The organism is Cyanobium sp. WKJ7-Wakatipu, assembly GCF_024345355.1.
GTDB classification, from domain to species: Bacteria; Cyanobacteriota; Cyanobacteriia; order PCC-6307; family Cyanobiaceae; genus Cyanobium_A; species Cyanobium_A usitatum.
In genome coordinates, this window is record NZ_JAGQAY010000016.1 from 13,398 (window position 1) to 34,481 (window position 21,084).

At 63.8% G+C, this 21,084-nt stretch carries 17 protein-coding genes; 10 read left to right on the forward strand and 7 right to left on the reverse strand.

Annotated elements, in window-relative coordinates:
* Window positions 1-9: 9 nt before the first annotated feature.
* The 3 genes from holA (at window position 10) to KBY83_RS10035 (ending at window position 4,193) form a co-directional block, all read left to right on the forward strand.
* Window positions 10-1,002, forward strand: coding sequence for a DNA polymerase III subunit delta (gene holA / locus KBY83_RS10025; RefSeq protein WP_255019423.1), 993 nt, complete (start codon window positions 10-12; stop codon window positions 1,000-1,002).
* 36 nt (window positions 1,003-1,038) lie between these two features.
* Complete coding sequence (locus KBY83_RS10030) at window positions 1,039-2,877, forward strand: aspartate kinase (RefSeq protein WP_255019425.1); 1,839 nt, start codon at window positions 1,039-1,041, stop codon at window positions 2,875-2,877.
* 77 nt (window positions 2,878-2,954) lie between these two features.
* Window positions 2,955-4,193, forward strand: coding sequence for a sugar transferase (locus KBY83_RS10035; protein ID WP_255019427.1), 1,239 nt, complete (start codon window positions 2,955-2,957; stop codon window positions 4,191-4,193).
* Window positions 4,194-4,208: 15 nt separating this feature from the next.
* On the opposite strand, the gene uvrB is transcribed toward KBY83_RS10035, so the two are convergent.
* From uvrB to KBY83_RS10050, 3 genes are all read right to left on the reverse strand, one after another.
* Window positions 4,209-6,215 (reverse strand): excinuclease ABC subunit UvrB, encoded by a 2,007-nt coding sequence (uvrB, locus tag KBY83_RS10040; RefSeq protein ID WP_255019428.1) that lies wholly within the window; start codon window positions 6,213-6,215, stop codon window positions 4,209-4,211.
* Between the two features lie 16 nt (window positions 6,216-6,231).
* Window positions 6,232-6,660 carry a phage holin family protein gene (locus KBY83_RS10045; RefSeq protein ID WP_255019429.1) on the reverse strand — a complete coding sequence of 143 codons (429 nt, stop codon included), beginning with the start codon at window positions 6,658-6,660 and terminating at the stop codon, window positions 6,232-6,234.
* Window positions 6,661-6,727: 67 nt separating this feature from the next.
* Complete coding sequence (locus tag KBY83_RS10050; protein WP_255019430.1) at window positions 6,728-7,528, reverse strand: DUF561 domain-containing protein; 801 nt, start codon at window positions 7,526-7,528, stop codon at window positions 6,728-6,730.
* Between KBY83_RS10050 and tilS the strand changes: the two genes are divergently transcribed.
* Both tilS and KBY83_RS10060 read left to right on the forward strand, forming a co-directional pair.
* Window positions 7,527-8,609 (forward strand): tRNA lysidine(34) synthetase TilS, encoded by a 1,083-nt coding sequence (gene tilS / locus KBY83_RS10055; protein WP_255019431.1) that lies wholly within the window; start codon window positions 7,527-7,529, stop codon window positions 8,607-8,609. The two genes, KBY83_RS10050 and tilS, sit on opposite strands and share 2 nt — an antisense overlap.
* The gene (locus KBY83_RS10060) at window positions 8,606-9,298 is read left to right on the forward strand and encodes a hypothetical protein (protein ID WP_255019432.1); all 693 of its coding nucleotides are present in this window, start codon (window positions 8,606-8,608) and stop codon (window positions 9,296-9,298) included. Before tilS ends, KBY83_RS10060 begins: the two co-directional genes overlap by 4 nt.
* A 17-nt stretch (window positions 9,299-9,315) precedes the next feature.
* Here the strand turns inward: KBY83_RS10060 and KBY83_RS10065 are convergent, their stop codons facing one another.
* Genes KBY83_RS10065 through KBY83_RS10075 form a run of 3 tightly spaced genes read right to left on the reverse strand, consistent with a single transcriptional unit; the run spans window position 9,316 to window position 13,441 of the window.
* Window positions 9,316-11,385: a ribonuclease J gene (locus KBY83_RS10065; RefSeq protein WP_255019433.1), complete on the reverse strand. Its 2,070-nt coding sequence runs from the start codon at window positions 11,383-11,385 to the stop codon at window positions 9,316-9,318.
* A 59-nt stretch (window positions 11,386-11,444) separates the two neighbouring features.
* Window positions 11,445-12,350 (reverse strand): 4-hydroxy-tetrahydrodipicolinate synthase, encoded by a 906-nt coding sequence (dapA, locus tag KBY83_RS10070; protein ID WP_254961682.1) that lies wholly within the window; start codon window positions 12,348-12,350, stop codon window positions 11,445-11,447.
* A complete protein-coding gene (locus KBY83_RS10075; RefSeq protein ID WP_255019434.1) occupies window positions 12,347-13,441 on the reverse strand; it encodes an aspartate-semialdehyde dehydrogenase in 1,095 nt (364 codons plus the stop codon). The genes dapA and KBY83_RS10075 overlap by 4 nt, the downstream gene beginning before the upstream one ends.
* Before the next feature lie 213 nt (window positions 13,442-13,654).
* On the opposite strand from KBY83_RS10075, the gene tig reads away from it, so the two are divergent.
* The 5 genes from tig (at window position 13,655) to KBY83_RS10100 (ending at window position 19,698) form a co-directional block, all read left to right on the forward strand.
* Window positions 13,655-15,079, forward strand: a complete 1,425-nt coding sequence (tig, locus tag KBY83_RS10080; protein WP_255019435.1) for a trigger factor — start codon at window positions 13,655-13,657, stop codon at window positions 15,077-15,079.
* Window positions 15,080-15,125: 46 nt separating this feature from the next.
* Window positions 15,126-15,785 carry an ATP-dependent Clp endopeptidase proteolytic subunit ClpP gene (clpP, locus tag KBY83_RS10085; RefSeq protein WP_106632476.1) on the forward strand — a complete coding sequence of 220 codons (660 nt, stop codon included), beginning with the start codon at window positions 15,126-15,128 and terminating at the stop codon, window positions 15,783-15,785.
* 78 nt (window positions 15,786-15,863) lie between these two features.
* Window positions 15,864-17,243, forward strand: a complete 1,380-nt coding sequence (clpX, locus tag KBY83_RS10090) for an ATP-dependent protease ATP-binding subunit ClpX (RefSeq protein ID WP_255019436.1) — start codon at window positions 15,864-15,866, stop codon at window positions 17,241-17,243.
* A 14-nt stretch (window positions 17,244-17,257) separates the two neighbouring features.
* Window positions 17,258-17,869: a lecithin retinol acyltransferase family protein gene (locus KBY83_RS10095; RefSeq protein WP_255019437.1), complete on the forward strand. Its 612-nt coding sequence runs from the start codon at window positions 17,258-17,260 to the stop codon at window positions 17,867-17,869.
* A gap of 17 nt (window positions 17,870-17,886) precedes the next feature.
* Complete coding sequence (locus KBY83_RS10100) at window positions 17,887-19,698, forward strand: DNA polymerase III subunit gamma/tau (RefSeq protein ID WP_255019438.1); 1,812 nt, start codon at window positions 17,887-17,889, stop codon at window positions 19,696-19,698.
* A gap of 31 nt (window positions 19,699-19,729) precedes the next feature.
* On the opposite strand, the gene KBY83_RS10105 is transcribed toward KBY83_RS10100, so the two are convergent.
* A complete protein-coding gene (locus tag KBY83_RS10105; RefSeq protein WP_255019439.1) occupies window positions 19,730-21,082 on the reverse strand; it encodes a glycosyltransferase family 2 protein in 1,353 nt (450 codons plus the stop codon).
* Window positions 21,083-21,084: the final 2 nt, after the last annotated feature.

Sequence of the window (21,084 nt, forward strand, 5' to 3'; positions counted from 1 at the left end):
ACACCACCCATGCCCATTCACCTGCTCTGGGGCGACGACGAGGCTGCCCGCAACCGTGCCGTCGAAGCGCTGGTGCAGGCGCAGGTGGATCCCAGCTGGGCCACCATCAACCTCAGCCGCCTCGATGGCAACGACACCGGCCAGGCGGCCCAGGCCCTCGAGGAGGCCCGCACGCCGCCCTTTGGCGCCGGCAGCCGCATGGTGGTGCTGCAACGCAGTCCGTTTTGCAGCCAGTGCCCAGCTGAGCTGGCCGAGCGTTTCGAGGCCGCCCTGGCCCAGGTGGCGGATGGCTGCCATCTGGTGCTGGTGAGTTCCGGCAAGCCGGATGCCCGGCTGCGCACCACCAAAGCCCTGCAGAAGCTGGTGAAGGCTGGCCAGGCCAGCGAGCAAAGCTTTGCCCTGCCAGCCATCTGGGACGGCGCCGGCCAGGTGGAGCTGGTGAGCCGCACGGCCCGGGAGCTGGGTCTGAAGCTGGAGCCAGCCGCAGCGGCAGCCCTTTCCGATGCCATCGGCAACGACAGCGCCCGCCTCGCCAGCGAGCTTGAAAAGCTCAGCCTCTACGCCAATCCCATCACCCTCGCCGCCGTGCAGGCCCTGGTGGGCGGTCAAACCACCAGCTCCCTCGCCGTGGGCGATGCCCTGCTGGCTGGCCAGCCAGCCGACGCCATTGCCCGGCTCGATGCCCTGCTGGAGGCCAACGAACCGGCCCTGCGCATCGTTGCCGCCCTCAGCAGCCAGATCCGCGGCTGGCTTTGGGTCACCCTGCTCGACCAGCAAGGTGAAAGCGACGTAGCAGTGATCGCTAAAGCGGCCGGCATCGGCAATCCCAAACGCATCTATGTGATGCGCAAGCAGATCCGCGGCCGCCGGCCCGCCGTCTTCCTGCGCCTGCTCAGCCAGCTGCTCTCAGTGGAGGCTGCCCTCAAGCGGGGCAGTGATGCCGGCGATGCCTTCCGCGACGGCTTCCTGCTCAACCCCTCAGGGACCAAGACGGATAATTGACCGTTCTTTCACTGACGCCCACCGCCGCACCCCGCCATGGCCCTGCTGGTTCAGAAGTTTGGCGGCACCTCGGTGGCCGATGTGGAGCGCATTCAGGCAGTGGCCCGACGCATAGCCCGCAGCCGTGAGGAGGGCCACGAGCTGGTGATTGTGGTGTCAGCGATGGGCCACACCACCGACCAGCTCACCGGCCTAGCCCGCGCCATCAGTAGCAACCCACCCCAGCGGGAGCTGGACATGCTGCTAGCCACCGGCGAACAGGTATCTATCGCTCTGCTTTCCATGGCACTGCACGCCGAGGGCGTGCCGGCGGTGTCGATGACAGGCACCCAGGCGGGCATCGTTACCGAATCAGCCCATGGCCGCGCCCGCATCCTGGAGATCCGCACCGAACGGCTACGACGCCTGCTCGCTGATGGTCAGGTGGTGGTGGTGGCTGGTTTCCAGGGCACCAGCAGCGGCGCCGGTGGCACCCCCGAGATCACCACCTTGGGCCGCGGCGGCTCCGACACCTCGGCGGTGGCCCTGGCAGCAGCCCTGGGCGCCGATACCTGCGAGATCTATACCGACGTTCCTGGGGTTCTAACCACCGACCCCCGCAAGGTGGCCGACGCCCAACTGATGGCCCAGGTGAGCTGCGATGAAATGCTCGAGCTGGCCAGCTTGGGGGCTTCGGTGCTGCACCCGCGGGCGGTGGAGATCGCCCGCAACTACGGCGTGCCCCTAGTGGTGCGCTCCAGCTGGAGCGAGCAGCCCGGCACCCTGCTCACCAGCGGCGCCCCCAGGCCAATTGGCCATGAGGGTCTGGAGCTAGGTAAGCCGGTGGATGGCGCCGAACTCCTAACAAACCAGGCCGTGCTGGCCCTCGCCCACGTGCCCGACCGGCCCGGGGTGGCCGCCCAGCTGTTCGAGGCCCTCGGCGCCGCCGGTCTCAACGTGGATCTGATCGTGCAAGCCACCCACGAGGGCAGCTCGAACGACATCGCCTTCACCCTGGCCGCCGCTGAATGCGACCGGGCCCAGCTGGTGTGCAGCGAGGTGCTGGCCGCCATGGGCGCGACCCTCAACGATGGCGGCGCCCAGCTGAGCGCCGAAGCCGGCTTGGCCAAGCTGAGCATCTCGGGCGCCGGGATCATGGGCCGGCCGGGGGTGGCTGCCCGGCTGTTCGACACCCTGGCCCGCTCAGGCATCAACCTGCGCCTGATTGCCACCAGCGAGGTGAAGGTGAGCTGCCTGGTGGCTGGAGACCAGGCGGATCGGGCCCTGCGGGCCGCTGCCGAAGCCTTCGAGCTGCCTGATCAGCAGCTGCGCCGCGATCCCAGGCCCTGCCATCAGGGGGATCCGGCTGTCCGCGGCGTCGCCCTCGACCGCGATCAGGCCCAGGTGGCAGTGAGGCGCCTGCCCGATCGCCCCGGCACCGCCGCGGCCGTCTGCCGCACCCTGGCCGACGCCAGCATCAGCCTCGACGCGATCGTGCAATCCGAGCGCACCCACGCGGGGCCAAGCCGCGATATGAGCTTCGTGCTCAAACGCGACGATCTGACGCGGGCGCAGCAGACCCTGGCGCCCCTACTGCGCCAATGGCCCGGCTCCAGCTTCGAAGAGGGGCCCGCCATAGCCCGAATCAGCGCAGTAGGGGCCGGTATGCCATTCACCCCAGGCACCGCGGCCCGCATGTTCCGCTGCCTAGCCGACGCAGGCATCAACATCGAACTGATCGCCACCAGCGAGATCCGCACCAGCTGCGTCGTAGCCGAAACCGATGGGGTAGCAGCTCTACAGGCAGTGCACGCCGCATTTGCACTGGGTGGCATCGCGCAACATCGGGCCGAAGGCACCGAGTCGCCTGGCGAGGTCGAGGTATCCATGGCATGAACTGGGGCCACCACCGCCTTCCCCTTGTCCTTGCGGCAAGTCTGGATGCTGCCGGGTTAATTGCCGCAGCGTTAACCGTGAACGGCCTGCGCCAGAGCAGTGTTGCCAATCAACAGCTCTTGCTGCTGGCCCTGGTGCTGATCTACCTGAGCCTGGGCTGGCTGTTCGGCTCATACAGCCTGCTGAAACTGACGCGGCTGCGCTGGATACAACTGCTGCTGCGGCTCGGAATCACCAGCGCCGCCAGCATCGTGGCGGGCGCCCTGCTGGGTTGGCTGCTGCGGGTACCTCAAGACATCAGCCTGCTGCACCGAGGCAGCCTGATTCCCATGTTCAGCCTGGTTTCCTTCTGGAGCGCCCTGGTGCGGCTGGGGCTGCGCCAAAGCCAACATCTCTCCTCCCAACCTGCCTGGCAGATCGTGGCCCTGCCCCAGGAAGTGGCGGCCATCGCCAAGGAATGGCGACGCAGCTACGGCAGCAATACCCTGCCGCCAATCCTGCCGTTCAGCTCCACGCTCTGGGAACGCGACGCCCCCAGCGCAACCATCGCACTTAGCAGTGGCGTAGCCGCCGAAGCGAACGTGCAACAGTTGTGCCAAGAGGTAGTGGGGCAGGGTCACCCCGTGCTGTCTCTGGCGGCCATTGCGGAGCAAGAGCTACAGCGCATTCCTCCCCACTGGGTGGGCGATCAATGGCTGCTGTTTTCGAGCCGCATCGATGGCACCAAGAGCACGTTTGAGCAGCAGCTCAAGCGCTTCGCCGATGTGTTGATCAGCCTTGTGCTGCTGGTGTTAACCAGCCCGGTCGTGGCGCTGGCCGCCCTATTAATCCGAGCACAGGACGGCGGAGCCGTGATCTATCGGCAACAACGCACCGGGCTACTGGGCCAGTCCTTCGCTGTGCTGAAACTCCGCACCATGGTGCCCCTTGCCGAAACGGGAAGCGCCCTATGGGCAGCAGAGCAGGATGCGCGCATAACTCCGATCGGCCAATGGCTGCGTCGCACCAGGCTCGATGAACTGCCCCAGCTGATCAACGTGCTGCGAGGGGAGATGAGCCTGATCGGCCCGCGTCCGGAACGGCCCGAACTAGAGGGTCAGCTAGAGGCGGAAATCCCCAACTACCGCCTGCGCCACTGGGTGCGGCCCGGCCTCAGCGGCTGGGCCCAAGTGAACATGCCTTACACCTCAAGCATTGAGGATTCGGAGTTGAAACTGAGCTACGACCTTTTCTACCTGCGCAACGCCGGTCTCTGGCTGGATCTACTGATCATGGTCAAAACTATCAAGATCGTGCTCAAGGCCGCCGGTCGTTGACCACTAAGATCCGCCCTAATGCTTCCCCACCAACTTCTGGCGCAGGTTTTTAATCTTGTCGCGCAAGTTGGCAGCATCTTCAAACTGGAGATTTTTAGCAGCCCCCTTCATCTTCTCTTCAAGCTGCTGGATGAGCTCCGGCAAGGCATCCAGCGGCACATTGTTGTGCTCGGCCTGCTCGGTGGCCTCCTCCAGCTGGTCGTCGTTGAGCCGCCGTGACATCTCCAGAAAGGAGAGAATCGAATTGCCGGCCCGCTTGCCTGCAGGGGTGGGGGTGATGCCGTGCTCAACGTTATGGGCGTGCTGAATGGCGCGGCGGCGCTCGGTTTCTGAGATGGCCTTAGCCATCGAATCGGTGAGGTTGTCGGCATAGAGAATCGCCTTGCCTTCGATGTGGCGGGCAGCCCGGCCAATGGTCTGAACCAAGGAGCGCTCGGCCCGCAGGAAACCCTCCTTATCGGCATCAAGAATCGCCACTAGCGATACCTCAGGCAGGTCCAATCCTTCCCGCAGGAGATTAACGCCAACCAGCACGTCGTATTCGCCATTCCTGAGATCTTGAATGATCTCGATCCGCTCAATCGAGTGGATTTCCGAGTGCAAATAGCGCACTCGCACGCCGTTTTCTGCCAGGTAATCGGTGAGATCTTCTGCCATGCGCTTGGTGAGCGTGGTCACAAGCACTCGCTCGTTCTTCTCCGCCCGCACCCGGATCTCGCCGAGCAGGTCGTCCACCTGACCATCACTAGGACGCACCTCCACGATCGGGTCGAGCACCCCGGTGGGGCGGATCACCTGCTGCACAATCTGGCCACTGCTCTGCTCCATCTCCCAGTTACCTGGAGTGGCACTCACAAAGATCGTCTGCTGGGCCTTCTCCCAGAACTCCGAACCCTTGAGCGGCCTGTTGTCGGCAGCGCTGGGCAAGCGGAAGCCGTGCTCAATCAGCACCTGCTTACGCGACTGGTCGCCGTTGTACATCGCCTGCAGCTGGGAGCAGGTGACGTGGCTCTCATCCACCACCAGCAGCCAGTCTTTAGGGAAATAGTCGATCAGGCATTCTGGCGGCGTGCCCGCCTCTCGCCCGGCCAAATGGCGGGCGTAGTTCTCCACGCCATTGCAGTAGCCCACCTGCTCGAGCATCTCAAGGTCGTAGGTGGTGCGCTGCTCCAGCCGCTGGGCCTCTAGGAGCCGCCCCTGACCGTTAAGTACATCGAGCCTTTCACGCATCTCGTGGCGGATGGCCAAAATCGCGTCCGCCAGCCGCTCCTTTGGCGTCACAAAGTGCTTAGCCGGATAGATATTGATTGTGTCGAGGCTTTGCAGGATCTCCCCGGTAGTGGGATCCACGTAGCGGATCGCCTCAACCTCATCACCAAAGAGCTCAATCCGCACCAGCCGGTCTTCATAGGCCGGGCCGATCTCCAGCACATCTCCCCGCACCCGAAAACGACCGCGGGAAATCTCCAGGTCGTTGCGGGAATACTGGTTGTTTACCAACTCCCGCAGGGAGCCTCGCAAATTGAGGGTATCGCCCACCTTAAACTTGACTGCAGCTTTTAGATATTCACTGGGGATACCTAAACCATAAATACAACTAATAGAAGCCACAACGATCACATCGTTGCGTTCAAACAGCGAACGGGTCGCCGAGTGGCGCAGCATGTCGATCTCTTCATTGATCGAAGCTGTTTTGGCGATGTAGGTGTCGGAGACAGCCACATACGCCTCCGGCTGGTAATAGTCGTAGTAGCTGATGAAATATTCAACAGCATTATTCGGGAAGAACTCCCGCAGCTCATTGCAGAGCTGGGCCGCCAAGGTTTTGTTGTGAGCCAGCACCAAAGCAGGACGCCCGGTCTGGGCGATCACATTGGCGATCGTGAAGGTCTTACCGGTGCCGGTGGCGCCTAGCAGGGTCTGGTAGCGCTCGCCCCCATCAACACCCTGCACCAGCCCGGCAATGGCCGTGGGCTGATCTCCCTTGGGTTGGTAGGGGGCGTGGAGTTCAAACGGAACCATGCCCCCATTCTCGGGGTCAAACCACCGGAGCTGTGGTGATTAGGGCAGCTGCACGAGTGAAGTCGACATCAAGGCCAAGGATCCGCAGGATCACGGCCGACAACACGGCATAGACAACGCCGCCGAGAATCGCGCTCACCACTCCGTTTTTGAGGCGGAATCCCTTGATCAACCAAGCCGCCAGACCAAACAGCACCACGGTGATTGCCCAGTTGAACAGCAGGCTCACCGGACTGATCAGGCCCCCCAGGCTGGTGACCGCCCACACCGGCCCCAGCAGCAGCTTCAGCGGCCAGATCAACGGGGTGCCCAGCAAGCCGATCACCACAGCGGAAAGCATGGCGATCGGGAAACTGCTCACCTCCACTCCCAAGGGAAGCCAGGCCACAATCAACAGCACAATGGCCCGAATCGGCCACTGCAATAGCCACATTAAAGAACCCATGAAAAAGATGCGGTGATAATTGCCGCAAAATAGTCATGGGTTCAGGCTAAAACAACTGGGCTTGGCGTTAACCAACAACGATTGCGCCTGCAGGGATTCCAAGTGCCTCGCGTAGGCCGCGCACGACGGCCACCATGGCCAGCGGGTCGTTCAGCTTGTTGATCGCCGAACCAACCCCCACACCGGCGGCACCGGCGGCGATTGCCATCGGCACGGTGACGGCGGAGAGGCCAGAGGCACAGAGCACCGGGGCAGCACTACCCGCTTCAACACTGTCCGCCGCAGCCAAGGCCCGGCTGATGCTGTGGGCAGCGGCCAGGGTTGGAGCCGCCTTCTCAATAAGGCCGAGGCTGCCGGCGCTGAAGGGCTTAGCGCTTGTGCCGCCCTCGGTTTGGATGATGTCGGCACCGGCGGCCACCAGATCCACCGCCAGCTGCTCCTGCTGATCGAGGGGCAGCACATGGGGCACGGTGACGCTCAAAACCACCTCGGGTAGCAACTCGCGAGTGCGGCGGGTGAGCTCAAGCACTTCGGCGGCATCGAAGATGCGACCGAGGGGGTAAAAGGCGTCGTAGTTGCCAATTTCAACCATTGCCGCCCCGGCAGCCACAGCAGCGGCAAACAGCTCGGGCTCAACTGCGCTCACGCAGATCGGCAAACCGCTCACTGCAGCGGCCAGCTGCACCAGCTCCGGATCGCAGGCCACATCGATCAAATCGGCTCCGCCTAGGCCAGCGGCCCGGCAGATCCGCTCCACACTGGCAGCATCAAAATTGGTGAGGCCAGCGATCACCTTGAGCAGGCGGCGATCAGCAAGCGCGGCTTGCAGGGCGGAGGGCAGCTGCTCAAGACGCGACTTCGCAACCATGGAAACGCAAGATTTGAATAGTGAATCGATTCTCCCACCCGGGCCGCGCTGGAGCCCGGACCACCTGCGGCTGCATCGCCACCTGCGGCACCATCCCGAGCTGTTGCCGGCGGGAGCGCCGCTGCTGCTGGCAATCTCGGGTGGTCAAGATTCCATGGCCCTGCTGGCCCTGCTACGCGACCTGCAGCGCCTGCACCAGTGGCCCCTGCACCTCTGGCATGGCGACCACCGCTGGCGGCCGGAGTCGGGCCAGGTGGCAGCGGAGCTGGCCGGCTGGTGCAGCGACCAGGGGCTCGAGCTGCACGTTTCCTCCTGGCTGAGGCCGCTGGAGGCAACCAGCGAAGCTGACGCCCGCCACTGGCGCTACGGCCAGTTGGCTGAGCAGGCCAGATGTTTGGGGGTGGGCCATGTGGTGACCGCCCACACCGCCAGCGATCGAGCCGAAACTCTGTTGCTGCACCTAGCCCGAGGCAGCCATCGCCGCGGCCTGGCGAGCCTGCGCAACCTGCGCCCCCTCACCAGCCCATCGAGCCCAACCACCGATCCAAGCGAGCCAATCGCGCTGGCGCGACCGCTGCTGCCCTTCTCCCGGGCCGACACCGCCCGGCTTTGCGAGCAACTGACGCTGCCCGTGTGGCACGACCCGAGCAATACCGACCGCCGCTACAGCCGAAACCGAATCCGGGCCGAGGTGGTACCCGTGCTGGAGGAGCTCCATCCCGGCGCCGCCCAGCGGATCAGCGCCCAAGCAGAGCGGCTGGTGGAGGAGGTGGAGAGCCGCAACGAATTAGTGAATCTGGCCCTGCAAACTCTAAAAACAGCCGGGAGCGAGGCTGGGACACCAGGCCTACAGCGCCAGGAGTTGGGCGAGCTAGCCGTAGCCAACCAGCGCCAACTACTGCATCACTGGCTTGAGCAAAGCACCAGGCTGGCGCTCCCAGCCAGGCAACTCGAAGAACTATTGCGGCGGCTGCAACCGGGCCATCCCCCAGGCCAGGCAGACTTAGGCGCGGATTGGCAGCTGCGCTGGGATCGCTGCACACTGTGGCTGCACCATCCCGCCGCACACCTGCCGCAATGACAACCTCACCGCACTCGCTACAACAGCGTTATGAGGCCATTGAGCGGGTTTACAGCGAACGTCAATGGGACGATGTGGCCCGCTTAAGCGAGGAGCTGCTGCTCGAGCTGCCCAACGAGCCCGACCACCCCCTGCGCCAAAGACTGCAGCTGTTACTAGGCCACACCTACCTCTACGGCTACCAAGACAGAACTACAGCAACCGGTTTTTACAGCCGCGTTCGAGCAGCCACGCAAGAACCCGTACTGCGGGATATCGCCGACCAGGGGCTGGAGCAATGCGCCAGCCAGGCAGCACAACTGGAAGTTGCACCGGAGCAAGCCACGAATGCTCCAAGCACTGGAGGCCAAGCCTTCCCCTTCGGCAATGAGCCAGTAGCGGCAGAAACAGTACTAAGCAGCGCTGGCTCGGCCATGCCCTGGATGGAGCAACTTGGAGGCATCGAGGGGGCGGAGGCTCAGGTGCCCATGCCAGCGCAGGTGCCGAATCTGGTAGTTGAAGTGGTCGATGAGCCAGAGCTGATCGAGGTGGCCCAGGCAGATGCGGCGACTGCTCAAGAGCTGGACGTGGCCGTGAGCAAAGAGAGCCTGGTTGAGCCAGAAGGGCGTTTTGCCAAGCAAGTCGGCGGACCTAGCCCCGAGGAGTTCGCCGAACTCTCCAAGGGGCTGCTGCGAGTGGTGATCCGCTGAGCTGGTGCTGGGGCCGATCAGCCCGCTACAGCGGCTGAACGGCGGCGCCGGGTACGGCCGGCGGGTTCCGGCTCGAGCTCTGCTGGGGCCGAAACCTCAGCAACTACAGCGGCTGGGGCGGCAGTAGGAGCAGACGCAGGCGTGGCTGCAGGGGCGGCGGCTCCAACGGCAACCAGCTGACGCTGGGGTGCCGGCACAGCGCCATCACGGCCGCGGGCAACTACTTCACGAACGCCTCCATCACGACCACCTCCATCGCGGCCGCCTCCATCACGGGCAGAGCGACCCCGGGGAGCGGGGCGGCTGTCGGGTTCGGCGTCGGCGCGGCCCTTGTAAGCAGGCGTACCGGCAGGGGCTGGCTGCACCAGGCAAATGATCAACGGCTCCACCTGCAGCTCGCGGCGCAGGCGGCGTTGCAGACCCACCTCTACCTCTCGCTGCACACCGACCCAATCCACCTCAGGGGCCTTGCCACCGGTGTTGCGGCAGAGCTGATTCCAGCGATTTTCCAGCACCCAGCCGATTTCGCGCTCGGCCCACATCGAAAGCCTGCGGGCATCAGCAGTGGTGACCACACCACGGATATTCACCCGTGGCGGCGCAGCCATCACACCGTCGGTGCTGATCACCGCAAGCAGAGTGATCACGCCGTCTTCTGCCAGCTGCTGGCGCTCCTTCAGCACCCGGGCATCAACAATGCCGTTGCGGGACGCATCCAGCAGTTCGATGCCGGCCTTGACGGGGTCGCCTTTACGGATCGAATCGGCAGTGAGCTCCACCACATCACCGTTGTCGATGATGAGCATGTTGTCGCCTGGTACCCCCATCGACTGGGCGGTTTTGCTGTGAGCCACGAGCATGCGGTGCTCGCCATGCACGGGCACAAAATACTTGGGCTTGGTTAGGGCCAGCATCAGCTTCTGGTCTTCCTGGAAGCCATGGCCAGAGACGTGAATACCCTCGCCCTTGCCATAAACCACCTTGGCGCCGAGCATCATCAGCCTGTCAATGGTGTTCACCACCGAGATGGTGTTGCCAGGGATCGGGCTGGCCGAGAAAATAATCGTGTCGGTGCTTTTCACCTGCACCTGGGGATGCTCACCACGGGAGATGCGGCTCAAAGCTGCCAAGGGCTCACCCTGACTACCAGTCATCAGCAACAGGGTTTCGCGGTCGGGCAGATCACGTATCTGCTTGATCGGCACAAACAAATCATCGGGGGCGCGCATATAACCCAACTCCCGCGCCTTGGCAATAACGTTGAGCATGGAGCGGCCCAGCAGTCCCACCTTGCGGCCGTTCTTGAGGGCAAGCTCCAGGATCATCGACACCCGGTGAATCGAGCTGGCGAAGGTGGTGATGATCACCCGGCCTTCTGCCTGGGAGATGTGACGATCCAGGCAAGGGAACACTGAACGCTCAGGCGGGCAGAAGCCCGGCACTTCGGCGTTGGTGGAGTCGCTGAACAGGCAAAGCACCCCCTTGTCGCCGTAATGGGCGAGGCGAGCCATGTCGAAGGTCTCGCCATCCACCGGCGTGTGGTCAAATTTGAAGTCGCCGGTGAAGATCACCGTGCCCACAGGGGTGGTGATGGCCAGCGAGAAGCTGTCGGCCATCGAGTGGGTGTTGCGGATGAACTCCACTGAAAAATGTTGGCCCACCTTCACCACATCGCGGGGCGCGACGGTTTGAAGGATGGTGCGATCCATCACACCGGCCTCCTCCATCTTGCCGGTGAGCATGGCCAGCGCCAGGCGCGGTCCATGAATCACGGGGATGCTGAAGTTCTTAAGGTGGTGGGCAATACCACCAATGTGATCTTCGTGACCATGGGTCACGATCATGCCGCGAATCCGCTTCTGGTTTTCCTTGAGATAGCTGGTATCTGGCATCACCACATTGACGCCATGCATCCCATCACTGGGGAAGGCCAATCCAGCATCCACCAACATGATGTCGTCGCCGTACTCGAACACGCAGGTGTTCTTGCCGATCTCGTGTAGGCCGCCCAGGGGAATCACCCGCAGGTGGGGGGGCTTGGTGGCAATCTGACTGGTGCCCTGGGCTCTGCCGTTGGAACTGGTCATGGAGAAGGAGTTTTAGGGAAAAGGAACAAACTGAATCGATCTGGTCTCAAGCCTTGGCGTCAGGTAGGACGCAGGGCGGCCAGGGTTTCGGAGAGGCGTTGTCGCACGTCGGTGGTGGCGGAAAGCAGGGGAAGACGGGGTGCACCCACGGGCCAGCCGCTGAGCTCCAAGGCGGCTTTGACGGGGATCGGGTTGGTGCTGCAGAAAAGGGACTTGCACAGCGGCAGCAGCTGGTCGTGCAGAGCCAGGGCCTGGGCCAAATCCCCCGCATAGAAGGCGCGCACCATGGCGCTGATCTCAGCGCCGGCCAGGTGGCTGGCCACACTCACCACTCCCACAGCACCAACGGCAAGCATCGGCAGGGTGAGGGCGTCGTCACCGCTATAGATCGCCAGACGGTTGCCGCACAGGGCCCGCAGGGCGCTCACCTCTTCGGTGCTGCCGCTGGCAGCCTTGAAACTCACCACGTTGGCGCAGTCGAGCAAGCGGGCCACGGTGGCTGGCTCCAGGCTGGTGCCTGTACGACCAGGAATGTTGTAGAGCATCAGAGGCAGCTGGGGTGCCGCCGCTGCCACAGCGCGGAAATGGGCCTCAAGGCCGTCCTGGGGGGGCTTGTTGTAGTACGGCACTACCACTAGGGCGCCGTCCGCACCGAGGGCCGCCGCCTGCCGCGTCGCCTCCACCGCTTCGGCGGTGCAATTGCTGCCACTTCCCGCCAGCACGCTGGCCCGATGCCCAACCGCTTGCTTCACGGCAACTAAAAGAGCGTGCTGTTCGTCCCAGCTGAGCGTGGGTGATTCACCAGTGGTGCCGCACACCACGATTCCATCGGAGCCCTGGTTGATCAGATGCTCTGCCAGCTGGGCCGCAAGGCCCAGATCCACCGAACCATCGGCGGCGAAGGGGGTCACCATCGCCGTCAGCACGCGGCCAAATAGCGGAGTGGCTGGCTGGATAGGGCTCAAGCAGCACCTCCGGGCAAAACCGCTTCAGTTCCAGCCGCCGGACCCTGGATCAACAGCTCGGCAATCTGGATCGCATTGAGAGCCGCACCCTTGCGGATCTGATCACCGCAGAGCCACAGCTCCAGGGCATTGGCATCACTGAGGTCCTGGCGGATACGTCCCACCGCCACCGGATCGCGGCCCGTCACATCAGTGGGCATCGGGAAACGGTTGGCCTCAAAATTTTCCAGCAGCTCCACGCCGGGGGCCTCAGCCAGCAGGGCTCTGGCCTCCTGCACCGGGAAGGGCTCATGAAATTCAATATTTACGGCCTCTGAATGGGCCCGCAGCACCGGCACCCGCACACAGGTAGCCGAAAGTCGCAGCTCCGGCGTGCCCATGATCTTGCGGGTTTCGTTGAGCATCTTCAGCTCCTCCTCGCAATAACCGTTGTCCTGCAGCGGAGAGTTGTGCAGAAAAAGGTTGAAGGCCAGGGAGTGGGGCAGCACCTCACTCACTGGCTCACCTCCATCGAGCACGATCCGGCTGAGCTGGCGCAGCTCCTCCATCGCCCGGGCACCGGCGCCGCTGGCGCTCTGATAAGTGCTCACCAGCACACGCCGAATTGCCCGACGCGCCGCCAAGGGGGCCAAAACCAGGGTGAGCAGAATTGTTGTGCAGTTGGGGTTGGCAATGATGCCCCGATGGGCAAAAGCAGCCTCGGGGTTCACTTCTGGAACCACCAACGGCACCTCCGGATCCATTCGGAAGGCGCTGGAGTTGTCGATCACCACGGCGCCAGCCCGGGCCGCCACCGGGGCCCACTGACGCGACACCGAGCCGCCCGCTGAGGCCAGCACCACATCCACCCCTTCAAAAGCTGAGGCCTCCACGGGCCGGATCGCCAGCGATGTGCCCTGCCAGGCAAGGCTTTGACCAGCGGAGCGGGGTGACGCCAGGGGAATCAGCTCAGCCACAGGAAAGTTGCGCTCAGCGAGCAGCTCGAGTAATTCCTGGCCAACGGCACCGGTCGCACCGAGCACGGCAACCCTCAAGGGGCGACTGGGCAGGCAGGGAGATGGCGGGGCAGGGAAGGGCTGGGCGGCGGTCAAGGGAGCGGGAAAGGAATCAAAACTCGGTGGCGGAGCTGGTGATGAAACGTCAAACCAGCTAGGGGCGGAAAGCTGCAACAAAGAAACCGGCCATGGTCGAAGCCGTTGTTTGCTGATTCGGGACCTATCGCTTTCGTCGTGCGCCGTTACGACAATACGCGCTAGAAGCTCGGAACGGCCGCTTTCTAGGATCGGGGTCTGCAACTGTTTTCCATGAGCTCAGCCTCCGCCCCCGCCGCCAGTCCGCTGTCGATAAAAGCCAGTCCCCGTCCGGGCAGCCGCGTGGCCCTCGAGGTGGCCATCCCCGGCGGCCGCAGCCAGGCCAGCTATGACGCCGCCGTGGACAAGCTGAGTCGCAGCATCAAGCTTCCCGGCTTTCGCAAGGGCAAGGTGCCCCGGCCCGTGTTGCTCCAGCAGATCGGCCCCCTGCGCATCCGCGCCACCGCCCTAGAAGACCTAGTGGACGCCGCTTTCCGGGATGCTGTTAGCCAAGAAATGGTGGCAGCCATCGGCAGGCCCGAGCTCACCGAAGGCTTTGAAGTCGTGATGGAACGCTTCGAGCCCGGCAGCGCCCTCACCATCACCCTGGAGCTCGACGTCGAGCCCACACCAAAACTCAAGTCCACCAAGGGGCTAAAGGCTGAGGCCGAGGCAATCAGCTTCGATCCAGCCCGCATAGATGAACTGATCGAGCAGTCGCGCAAGCAGCTGGCCACCCTGGTGCCGGTAGAAGGCCGCCCCGCCGCCAGCGGCGATGTAGCGGTGCTCAGCTTCAGCGGCATCTACGTGGATAGCGGCGAGGCCATCAGTGGTGGCAGCAGCGATGCCATGGAAGTCGAGCTGGAGGAGGGCCGGATGATCCCCGGCTTCGTCGAGGGCGTAATCGGCATGGCTATCGGCGCTAGCAAAACCATCGACTGCCAGTTTCCGGAGAGCTACCCCCAAGAGGAGGCCGCCGGCCGCCAGTCGCGCTTCGAGATCAGCCTGAAGGACCTCAAGTGCCGGGAACTACCCGCCCTTGACGACTCCTTTGCCCAGCAGGCCAGCGACAAAGCCACCTTGGCCGAACTGCGCAGCGATCTGGAAACCCGCCTCAAGGATGACGCCGAGCGCCGGGCTAAGGCCAGCCGCCACGACGCCCTGCTCGCCGCCCTGGTGCAAGAGCTTGAAGTGGAACTACCCGAAACCCTGGTTCAACAGGAAATCCGCAACCTGGTGGAGCAGACAGCAGGACAGATCGCCCAGCAGGGCATGGACGTCAAAAAGCTGTTCACCCCGGACCTGGTGCGCTCATTGATGGACACCTCCCGGCCGGAGGCAGAGGAGCGCCTGCGCCGCAGCCTGGCCCTCAAGGCCCTCGCCGCCGCCGAGGCGATCGAGGTGGAAGCCAAGGAGCTCGAAACTAAAATCAAGGAGATCAGCCGCGGCCTGAGCCAGCAGGGCAACATCGATCCCGAAAGATTGCGTCTGGCAGTTGCCGACGACCTGCTGCGCGACAAGCTGCTGGAGTGGCTTGAAGCCAACAGCACCATCACCGAAAAGGCTGCCACCCCAGCCGACGCCGACCCTGACGCAGCAGGCGAGGAGCAGGCAGAGGCCAAAGCGAAAGCCAAGGCCAAACCAGCCAAAGCCCAATAGCCACAGCCAGGACCAATAGATTGGTCCTCCGAGAGCTTCCCCGCGCGTGATCGACGCCACCCTTCGCCATCCCGTCCACAGCAGCTGGAGCCCCAGTGGCTCCCCCGGGGTGCTGCCCACGGTTGTGGAGCAGTCGGGCAAGGGCGACCGCGCCTTCGATATCTATTCGCGCCTGCTGCGCGAACGGATCATCTTTCTGGGCACCGGCATCGACGATCAGGTGGCCGATTCCCTAGTCGCCCAGCTGCTGTTCCTCGAAGCCGAGGATCCGGAGAAGGACATCCAGATTTACGTGAACTCCCCAGGCGGCTCAGTGACCGCCGGCTTGGCGATCTACGACACGATGCAGCAGGTCTCCCCAGACGTGGTGACCATCTGCTACGGCCTGGCCGCATCCATGGGTGCCTTCCTGCTCTCGGGTGGCACCAAGGGCAAGCGGCTGGCCCTGCCCAATGCCCGGATCATGATTCACCAACCCCTCGGCGGCGCCCAGGGCCAGGCAGTGGACATTGAAATCCAGGCCAAGGAGATTCTTTTCCTCAAGGACACCCTCAACGGTCTGATGGCTGAACACACCGGTCAGCCCCTCGAAAAAATCACCGAAGACACTGACCGCGACTACTTCCTTTCCCCCGCAGAGGCGGTTGAATACGGCCTGATCGATCGGGTCGTGACCGAATCCCCTGCCGCCACAGCTGCTGAGTGATTCCGGCCGGTTTGATCCTTAAGGTCAGCTGACGATCCATTATTTCCTGTCGATCCTGGAATCAGGACTCCCCTGCCCATGGCCAAGTTCGACGCCCACCTGAAGTGCTCGTTCTGCGGCAAGTCGCAAGAACAGGTGCGCAAGCTGATCGCCGGCCCGGGTGTCTACATCTGCGATGAATGTATCGATCTCTGCAACGAGATCCTTGATGAGGAGCTGGTAGACGGACATAGCGGCACAGCCAGCGGAGGCGGAAGCGGCCGCCATGCCGCCGACTCCAGCCGCGGTAAGGCCTCCAGCAAAAAAACAACCAAACCCGCTCCAACTCTGGCGGAGGTGCCCAAGCCCCAGGAGATCAAGGCCTTTCTCGACCGCCAGGTGGTGGGCCAAAACGAAGCAAAGAAAAATCTTTCCGTTGCTGTTTACAACCACTACAAACGCCTGGCCTGGCAAGGCGATGGCAAGGGTGAAACGGACCAGACAGCCACCAAGCTGCACAAGAGCAACATCCTGCTGATCGGCCCCACCGGCTGCGGCAAAACGCTCCTGGCCCAGACCCTGGCCGAAATGCTCGATGTGCCCTTTGCGGTGGCCGACGCCACCACCCTTACCGAGGCGGGCTACGTCGGAGAAGACGTGGAAAACATCCTGCTGCGGCTGCTGCAGAAAGCGGATCAGGATGTGGAACAGGCCCAGCGGGGCATCATCTACATCGATGAAATCGACAAGATTGCCCGCAAGAGCGAAAACCCCTCCATCACCCGGGACGTCTCCGGAGAAGGGGTGCAGCAGGCATTGCTGAAAATGCTCGAAGGCACCGTGGCCAACGTGCCGCCGCAGGGAGGCCGAAAGCATCCCTACCAGGAATGCATTCAGATCGACACCAGTCAGATCCTATTCATCTGCGGTGGTGCCTTCGTCGGCCTCGAAGATGTGGTGCAGAAGCGGATGGGCCGCAACTCCATCGGTTTCCTCAGTGCCGATGGCAGCAGCCGGCCCCGCAGCGGCAAGGATTGCCATGCAGCCGAGGTGCTGCGCCATCTGGAGCCCGAGGACCTAGTGCGCTACGGCCTGATCCCCGAATTCATTGGTCGGCTGCCGGTAAGTGCGGTGCTTGAGCCCCTCGACACGCCAGCCCTGCAAGCCATTCTCACCGAGCCCCGGGATGCCCTGATCAAGCAGTTCCAAACCCTGCTTAGCATGGACAACGTGCAGCTCGATTTCGAAGCCGGCGCTGTTGAAGCGATTGCCATCGAGGCCCATCGCCGCAAGACGGGCGCCCGGGCCCTGCGCGGCATCGTCGAAGAGCTAATGCTCGACCTGATGTACGACCTGCCCTCCCGCAACGACGTCAAGAGCTTCACCGTGACCCGGGAGCTGGTGGAGCAGCGCAGCAAGGGCAAGGTGGTGCCCCTCGGCAGAGCCAACCTGGATTCGCCACAGCAGGCCAGCGCCTGATCGGGCCCGCACCGATGTCCGCAGCTGACCACCTACAGGTGCCGCGCCAGCACGGTCTGTTCTTGCATCACGGCATTGATCTAGGCGACGGCAGCGTGGCCCACTACCTGGAAGGGCGCGAAATCCTGCGCAGCCCCCTGGCCGATTTCAGCCGCGGCGAACCTGTAGCGGTGGTTCCCTATGCCGCGGGCGACTGCTCCCCGGCCGGCGTGACCCTGCGGCGGGCCATGGGGCGCCTGGGCGAACAGAATTACAACTTGCTGTTCAACAACTGCGAACACTTCGCCCATTGGTGCAAGACCGGCCGGCATAGCAGCGCCCAGGTCGAGGATTTGCTGCACACCGGCAGCCTCGGGGCCCTGGCCATCGGTCAGTGGGTGCCAGCGGCCATGCTCAGCGCTGCCCGAATGCTGCTGCGCCAGGGCAACCTGGCCGAACTCGACAAGCTGCGCCAAGGCTTGCAGCAAAAGTTGGAGCAGGAGCTTGGCCGGGCGGAAGCTCGCTGGGGCCAAGACCACTTCGAAAACCTGAGGCTGGCGGCCCAGAAACTAGCCGACCAACTCACGGCCGTGGAAGAACTGGAAGAGCGGCTAAGGCGCCAGCTCGAACCGGACCAGGGCCACTAATCTCAAGCCTCAGCTTCATGAGCCCAACGGCGATCTCCAGCTACCAACCCCTCCACCACAAATACCGTCCCCAGCGCTTCGACCAGCTGGTGGGGCAGGAGGCGATCGCCGCCACCCTGGGCAACGCCCTGCGCACCGGCCGGATTGCGCCGGCCTATCTGTTTTGTGGCCCCCGCGGCACGGGAAAAACCTCCAGCGCCCGCATCCTGGCCCGCTCCCTCAACTGCATCGGCAGCGATGGGCCCACCCCCGAGCCCTGTGGCGTCTGCGAGCTCTGCACCTCCATCGCCGCCGGCAATGCCCTCGATGTAATCGAGATCGACGCCGCCTCCAACACCGGCGTCGACAACATCCGCGAGCTGATCGAGCGCTCCCGCTTCGCTCCGGTGCAGGCCCGCTGGAAGGTGTATGTGGTGGACGAGTGCCACATGCTCTCAACCGCCGCCTTCAACGCCCTGCTCAAAACCTTGGAGGAGCCACCGCCGCGGGTGGTGTTCGTGCTGGCCACCACCGACCCGCAGCGGGTACTCGCCACGATCCTGAGCCGCTGTCAACGCTTCGATTTCCGCCGCATCCCCCTACAGGCCCTCGAGCAACACCTCAGCTGGATCGCTGATCAAGAGCAGATCGGCATCACTCCAGAAGCCCTGCACGTGGTGGCCCAGCGAGCCCAGGGGGGCCTGCGGGATGCGGAGAGCCTGCTGGATCAGCTCAGTCTGCTGCCGGCACCGATCGAGGCCACAGCGGTATGGGAGCTGCTGGGGGCTGTACCGGAGCAGGAACTACTGGCCCTAGCCGGTGCCCTGGCCAGTTGCGATCCCCTCGCCCTGCTGGAGGGTTGCCGCGAGCTGCTTGAGCGGGGCCGGGAGCCCGCCGCCGTGCTGCAGGGGCTCGTCAGCCTGCTGCGGGATCTAGTGCTGGCTGGCACGGCGCCCGACCGCCTAGAGCTCACCAGCGTGTCGCCCCAGTTCCGCCAAGCCCTTCCCGATCTGGCCCGCTCCCTCGGCAAAGCCCGCCTACTGCAGTGGCAGGCCCAGCTAAGGGGCAGCGAGCAGCAGCTGCGCCACAGCGTCAACCCGCGCCTGTGGCTAGAGGTGCTGCTATTGGGTCTGCTGGCCGAGCCGGTAGCTGCCGCCCAGCCAATCTCTGCCGCAGCTCCTGCAGTTGCACCGCTGGTTGCACCCCCAATCGCACCGGCGGTCACAACGACGGTCACATCGGCAGTAGCCCCAATCCCGGCTCCGGCTCCAGTCAGCGTCGAGCCCAACAGCTCCGCCAACCTGCCGGAGCTCTGGCAGCAAATCCTGGCGGGCCTGGAGCTGCCTTCTACGCGAATGTTGCTGTCCCAACAGGCCCGGCTGGTGAGGCTCGATGAACGCCGCGCCGTGGTGCAGGTGGCCGGCAACTGGATGGCCATGGTGCAAAGCCGCCTGCCCCTGCTGGAAGCAGCGGTAGCTAAGGCCCTAGGCAGCCCGCGCCAGCTCACATTGGAAGGGGGTGGGGAGAGCGCCGCACCAACTGGGGGCGCCCGCAGTGCCACCACCCCTAGTGCCGCCATCGCCAGTGCCACCCCCAGGCCGACACCACCACCACCAACGCCAGCACCCCTGGCAAACCCAGCACCACTACCAAGCCCAGCAGCCCTGCCAAACCCAGCAGCCGACCCGCCAGCGGCAGCAGCGATTGCGCCCCCTTTAGCCGCACCCCTTGATGACAAGGCCAGAAGGCTGGCGGAGTTCTTCAATGGCGAAGTAGTTGAACTCGATGGACCGCTCGACGAATTAACTGGCGATGCATTGACTTGCGATGCAGAGGAGGCGGCTGCCTGAGCGGGGCCAGCACAATTGCGTAAACAGGAAATCAGGCGGTTGCCGGATCTTCGATTTGGGACTCTTCCTCCTCGCCGAGGTGCATGGTCTTGGCCCAAACCAGGCTCTTGGGAAGCAGGGCCATGCGCAGAGTGGTCCAGGGAATCACCACAAACCAGTGGCTCAAATAGGCAATACCCAGGAGCAGGTTCCAGACGTTCATGGCCGGCAGGGCCGGACCCTCGCTAGGGCGACGACAACCGGCCAAGATCGCCCCTCCAGAGAGCCCAAAGGCAACAAAGGAAAGGGGCCAGATAGTTGGGCGGGTGCCCGTAATAAGGGCGCCGATCAAATCGGCAATCGCCACCACCGGCAAAAAGTATTGGAGCAGGAAGAAGCTGGTTAAATCAAGCTTCTGACTTGCGCTTAGACGCTCCGAAATCAGGCCGGGCCAGTAATCGAAGAAGCGCTGCAAACCGCCTTCAGCCCAACGCTGACGCTGACGCCAGAGGGCAGCCACACTCAGCACCGCCTCTTCCTGTACCGGCGGATCCCAGAGGATGCCAATCGGCTGGCCGTCGAGCAGCAGCCTGAAACTGAGGTCTAGGTCGTCGGTGACCGTGCCCTCGTTGAAACCACCGCTACTGAGCAGGGCGTCCCGACGCAGCAGCTGGCCATTGCCGCGCAACTCCGCTACGCCTCCCACAGCTAAGCGACCTTGCTGGATCACGGCGTCGAGGGCCATCTCCATGGCTTGGGCCCGGGTCAGCCAATTGGCGGTGGCATTCACCTCAGCTTTGCGCAACTGCACGGCCGACCAGCCACCAGCTTCCGCGTAGGGAATCAGCCGCTCCAGGGTGTCGCTCTGAAGGTCGGCATCAGCGTCGAGCACGAACATCCAGCGGCCCTGAAGCTGCTGCAGCACCAGATTTAGAGCGCCCGATTTGCCGCCGCCGGCATCTGGCTCACGCCGCAATACCTGCAGAAAAGGATGACGCTCCTGCAGCTCAGCCAAAACCTGGGGGGTCCGATCGCTGCTGGCGTCGTCAATTACCCAGAGCCGCATCTGCCCCTGCGGGTAGCTCAACTGAGCAATGCGCTCCACCAGGCGGCCAATAACTGCCTGCTCATCGCGGGCCGCCACCACCACGTCCACGGCGGGTAGGGGTTCAGCCCCTTGAGAGGCGGAGGCTTGAGCTGGTTCTGAGCTGCCTAGCGAACCAAAAACCTGGCGCAACACGGTGCGCAGGCTGTAGCCCCCAAGCAGCACGGCCAGGGTGAGAGCCGGGATCAGGCGCAGCGACTCATGGAGCCAATGGGGAGCCATTCCCGCCCAGCCGCAGCCGATCAGGAACAGGGCCGACTTGCCGCGACGGTGATCGGTGGTACGGCCACCCACAGCCATGG

Excerpts from the sequence above, each read along its gene's own strand:
- holA (WP_255019423.1), top strand. The coding sequence starts at position 10 with ATGCCCATTCACCTGCTCTGGGGCGACGACGAGGCTGCCCGCAACCGT.
- KBY83_RS10030 (WP_255019425.1), top strand. The coding sequence starts at position 1,039 with ATGGCCCTGCTGGTTCAGAAGTTTGGCGGCACCTCGGTGGCCGATGTG.
- uvrB (WP_255019428.1), bottom strand. The coding sequence starts at position 6,215 with ATGGTTCCGTTTGAACTCCACGCCCCCTACCAACCCAAGGGAGATCAG.
- KBY83_RS10045 (WP_255019429.1), bottom strand. The coding sequence starts at position 6,660 with ATGGGTTCTTTAATGTGGCTATTGCAGTGGCCGATTCGGGCCATTGTG.
- tilS (WP_255019431.1), top strand. The coding sequence starts at position 7,527 with ATGGAAACGCAAGATTTGAATAGTGAATCGATTCTCCCACCCGGGCCG.
- KBY83_RS10050 (WP_255019430.1), bottom strand. The coding sequence starts at position 7,528 with ATGGTTGCGAAGTCGCGTCTTGAGCAGCTGCCCTCCGCCCTGCAAGCC.
- KBY83_RS10060 (WP_255019432.1), top strand. The coding sequence starts at position 8,606 with ATGACAACCTCACCGCACTCGCTACAACAGCGTTATGAGGCCATTGAG.
- KBY83_RS10065 (WP_255019433.1), bottom strand. The coding sequence starts at position 11,385 with ATGACCAGTTCCAACGGCAGAGCCCAGGGCACCAGTCAGATTGCCACC.
- tig (WP_255019435.1), top strand. The coding sequence starts at position 13,655 with ATGAGCTCAGCCTCCGCCCCCGCCGCCAGTCCGCTGTCGATAAAAGCC.
- clpX (WP_255019436.1), top strand. The coding sequence starts at position 15,864 with ATGGCCAAGTTCGACGCCCACCTGAAGTGCTCGTTCTGCGGCAAGTCG.
- KBY83_RS10095 (WP_255019437.1), top strand. The coding sequence starts at position 17,258 with ATGTCCGCAGCTGACCACCTACAGGTGCCGCGCCAGCACGGTCTGTTC.
- KBY83_RS10100 (WP_255019438.1), top strand. The coding sequence starts at position 17,887 with ATGAGCCCAACGGCGATCTCCAGCTACCAACCCCTCCACCACAAATAC.
- KBY83_RS10105 (WP_255019439.1), bottom strand. The coding sequence starts at position 21,082 with ATGGCTGTGGGTGGCCGTACCACCGATCACCGTCGCGGCAAGTCGGCC.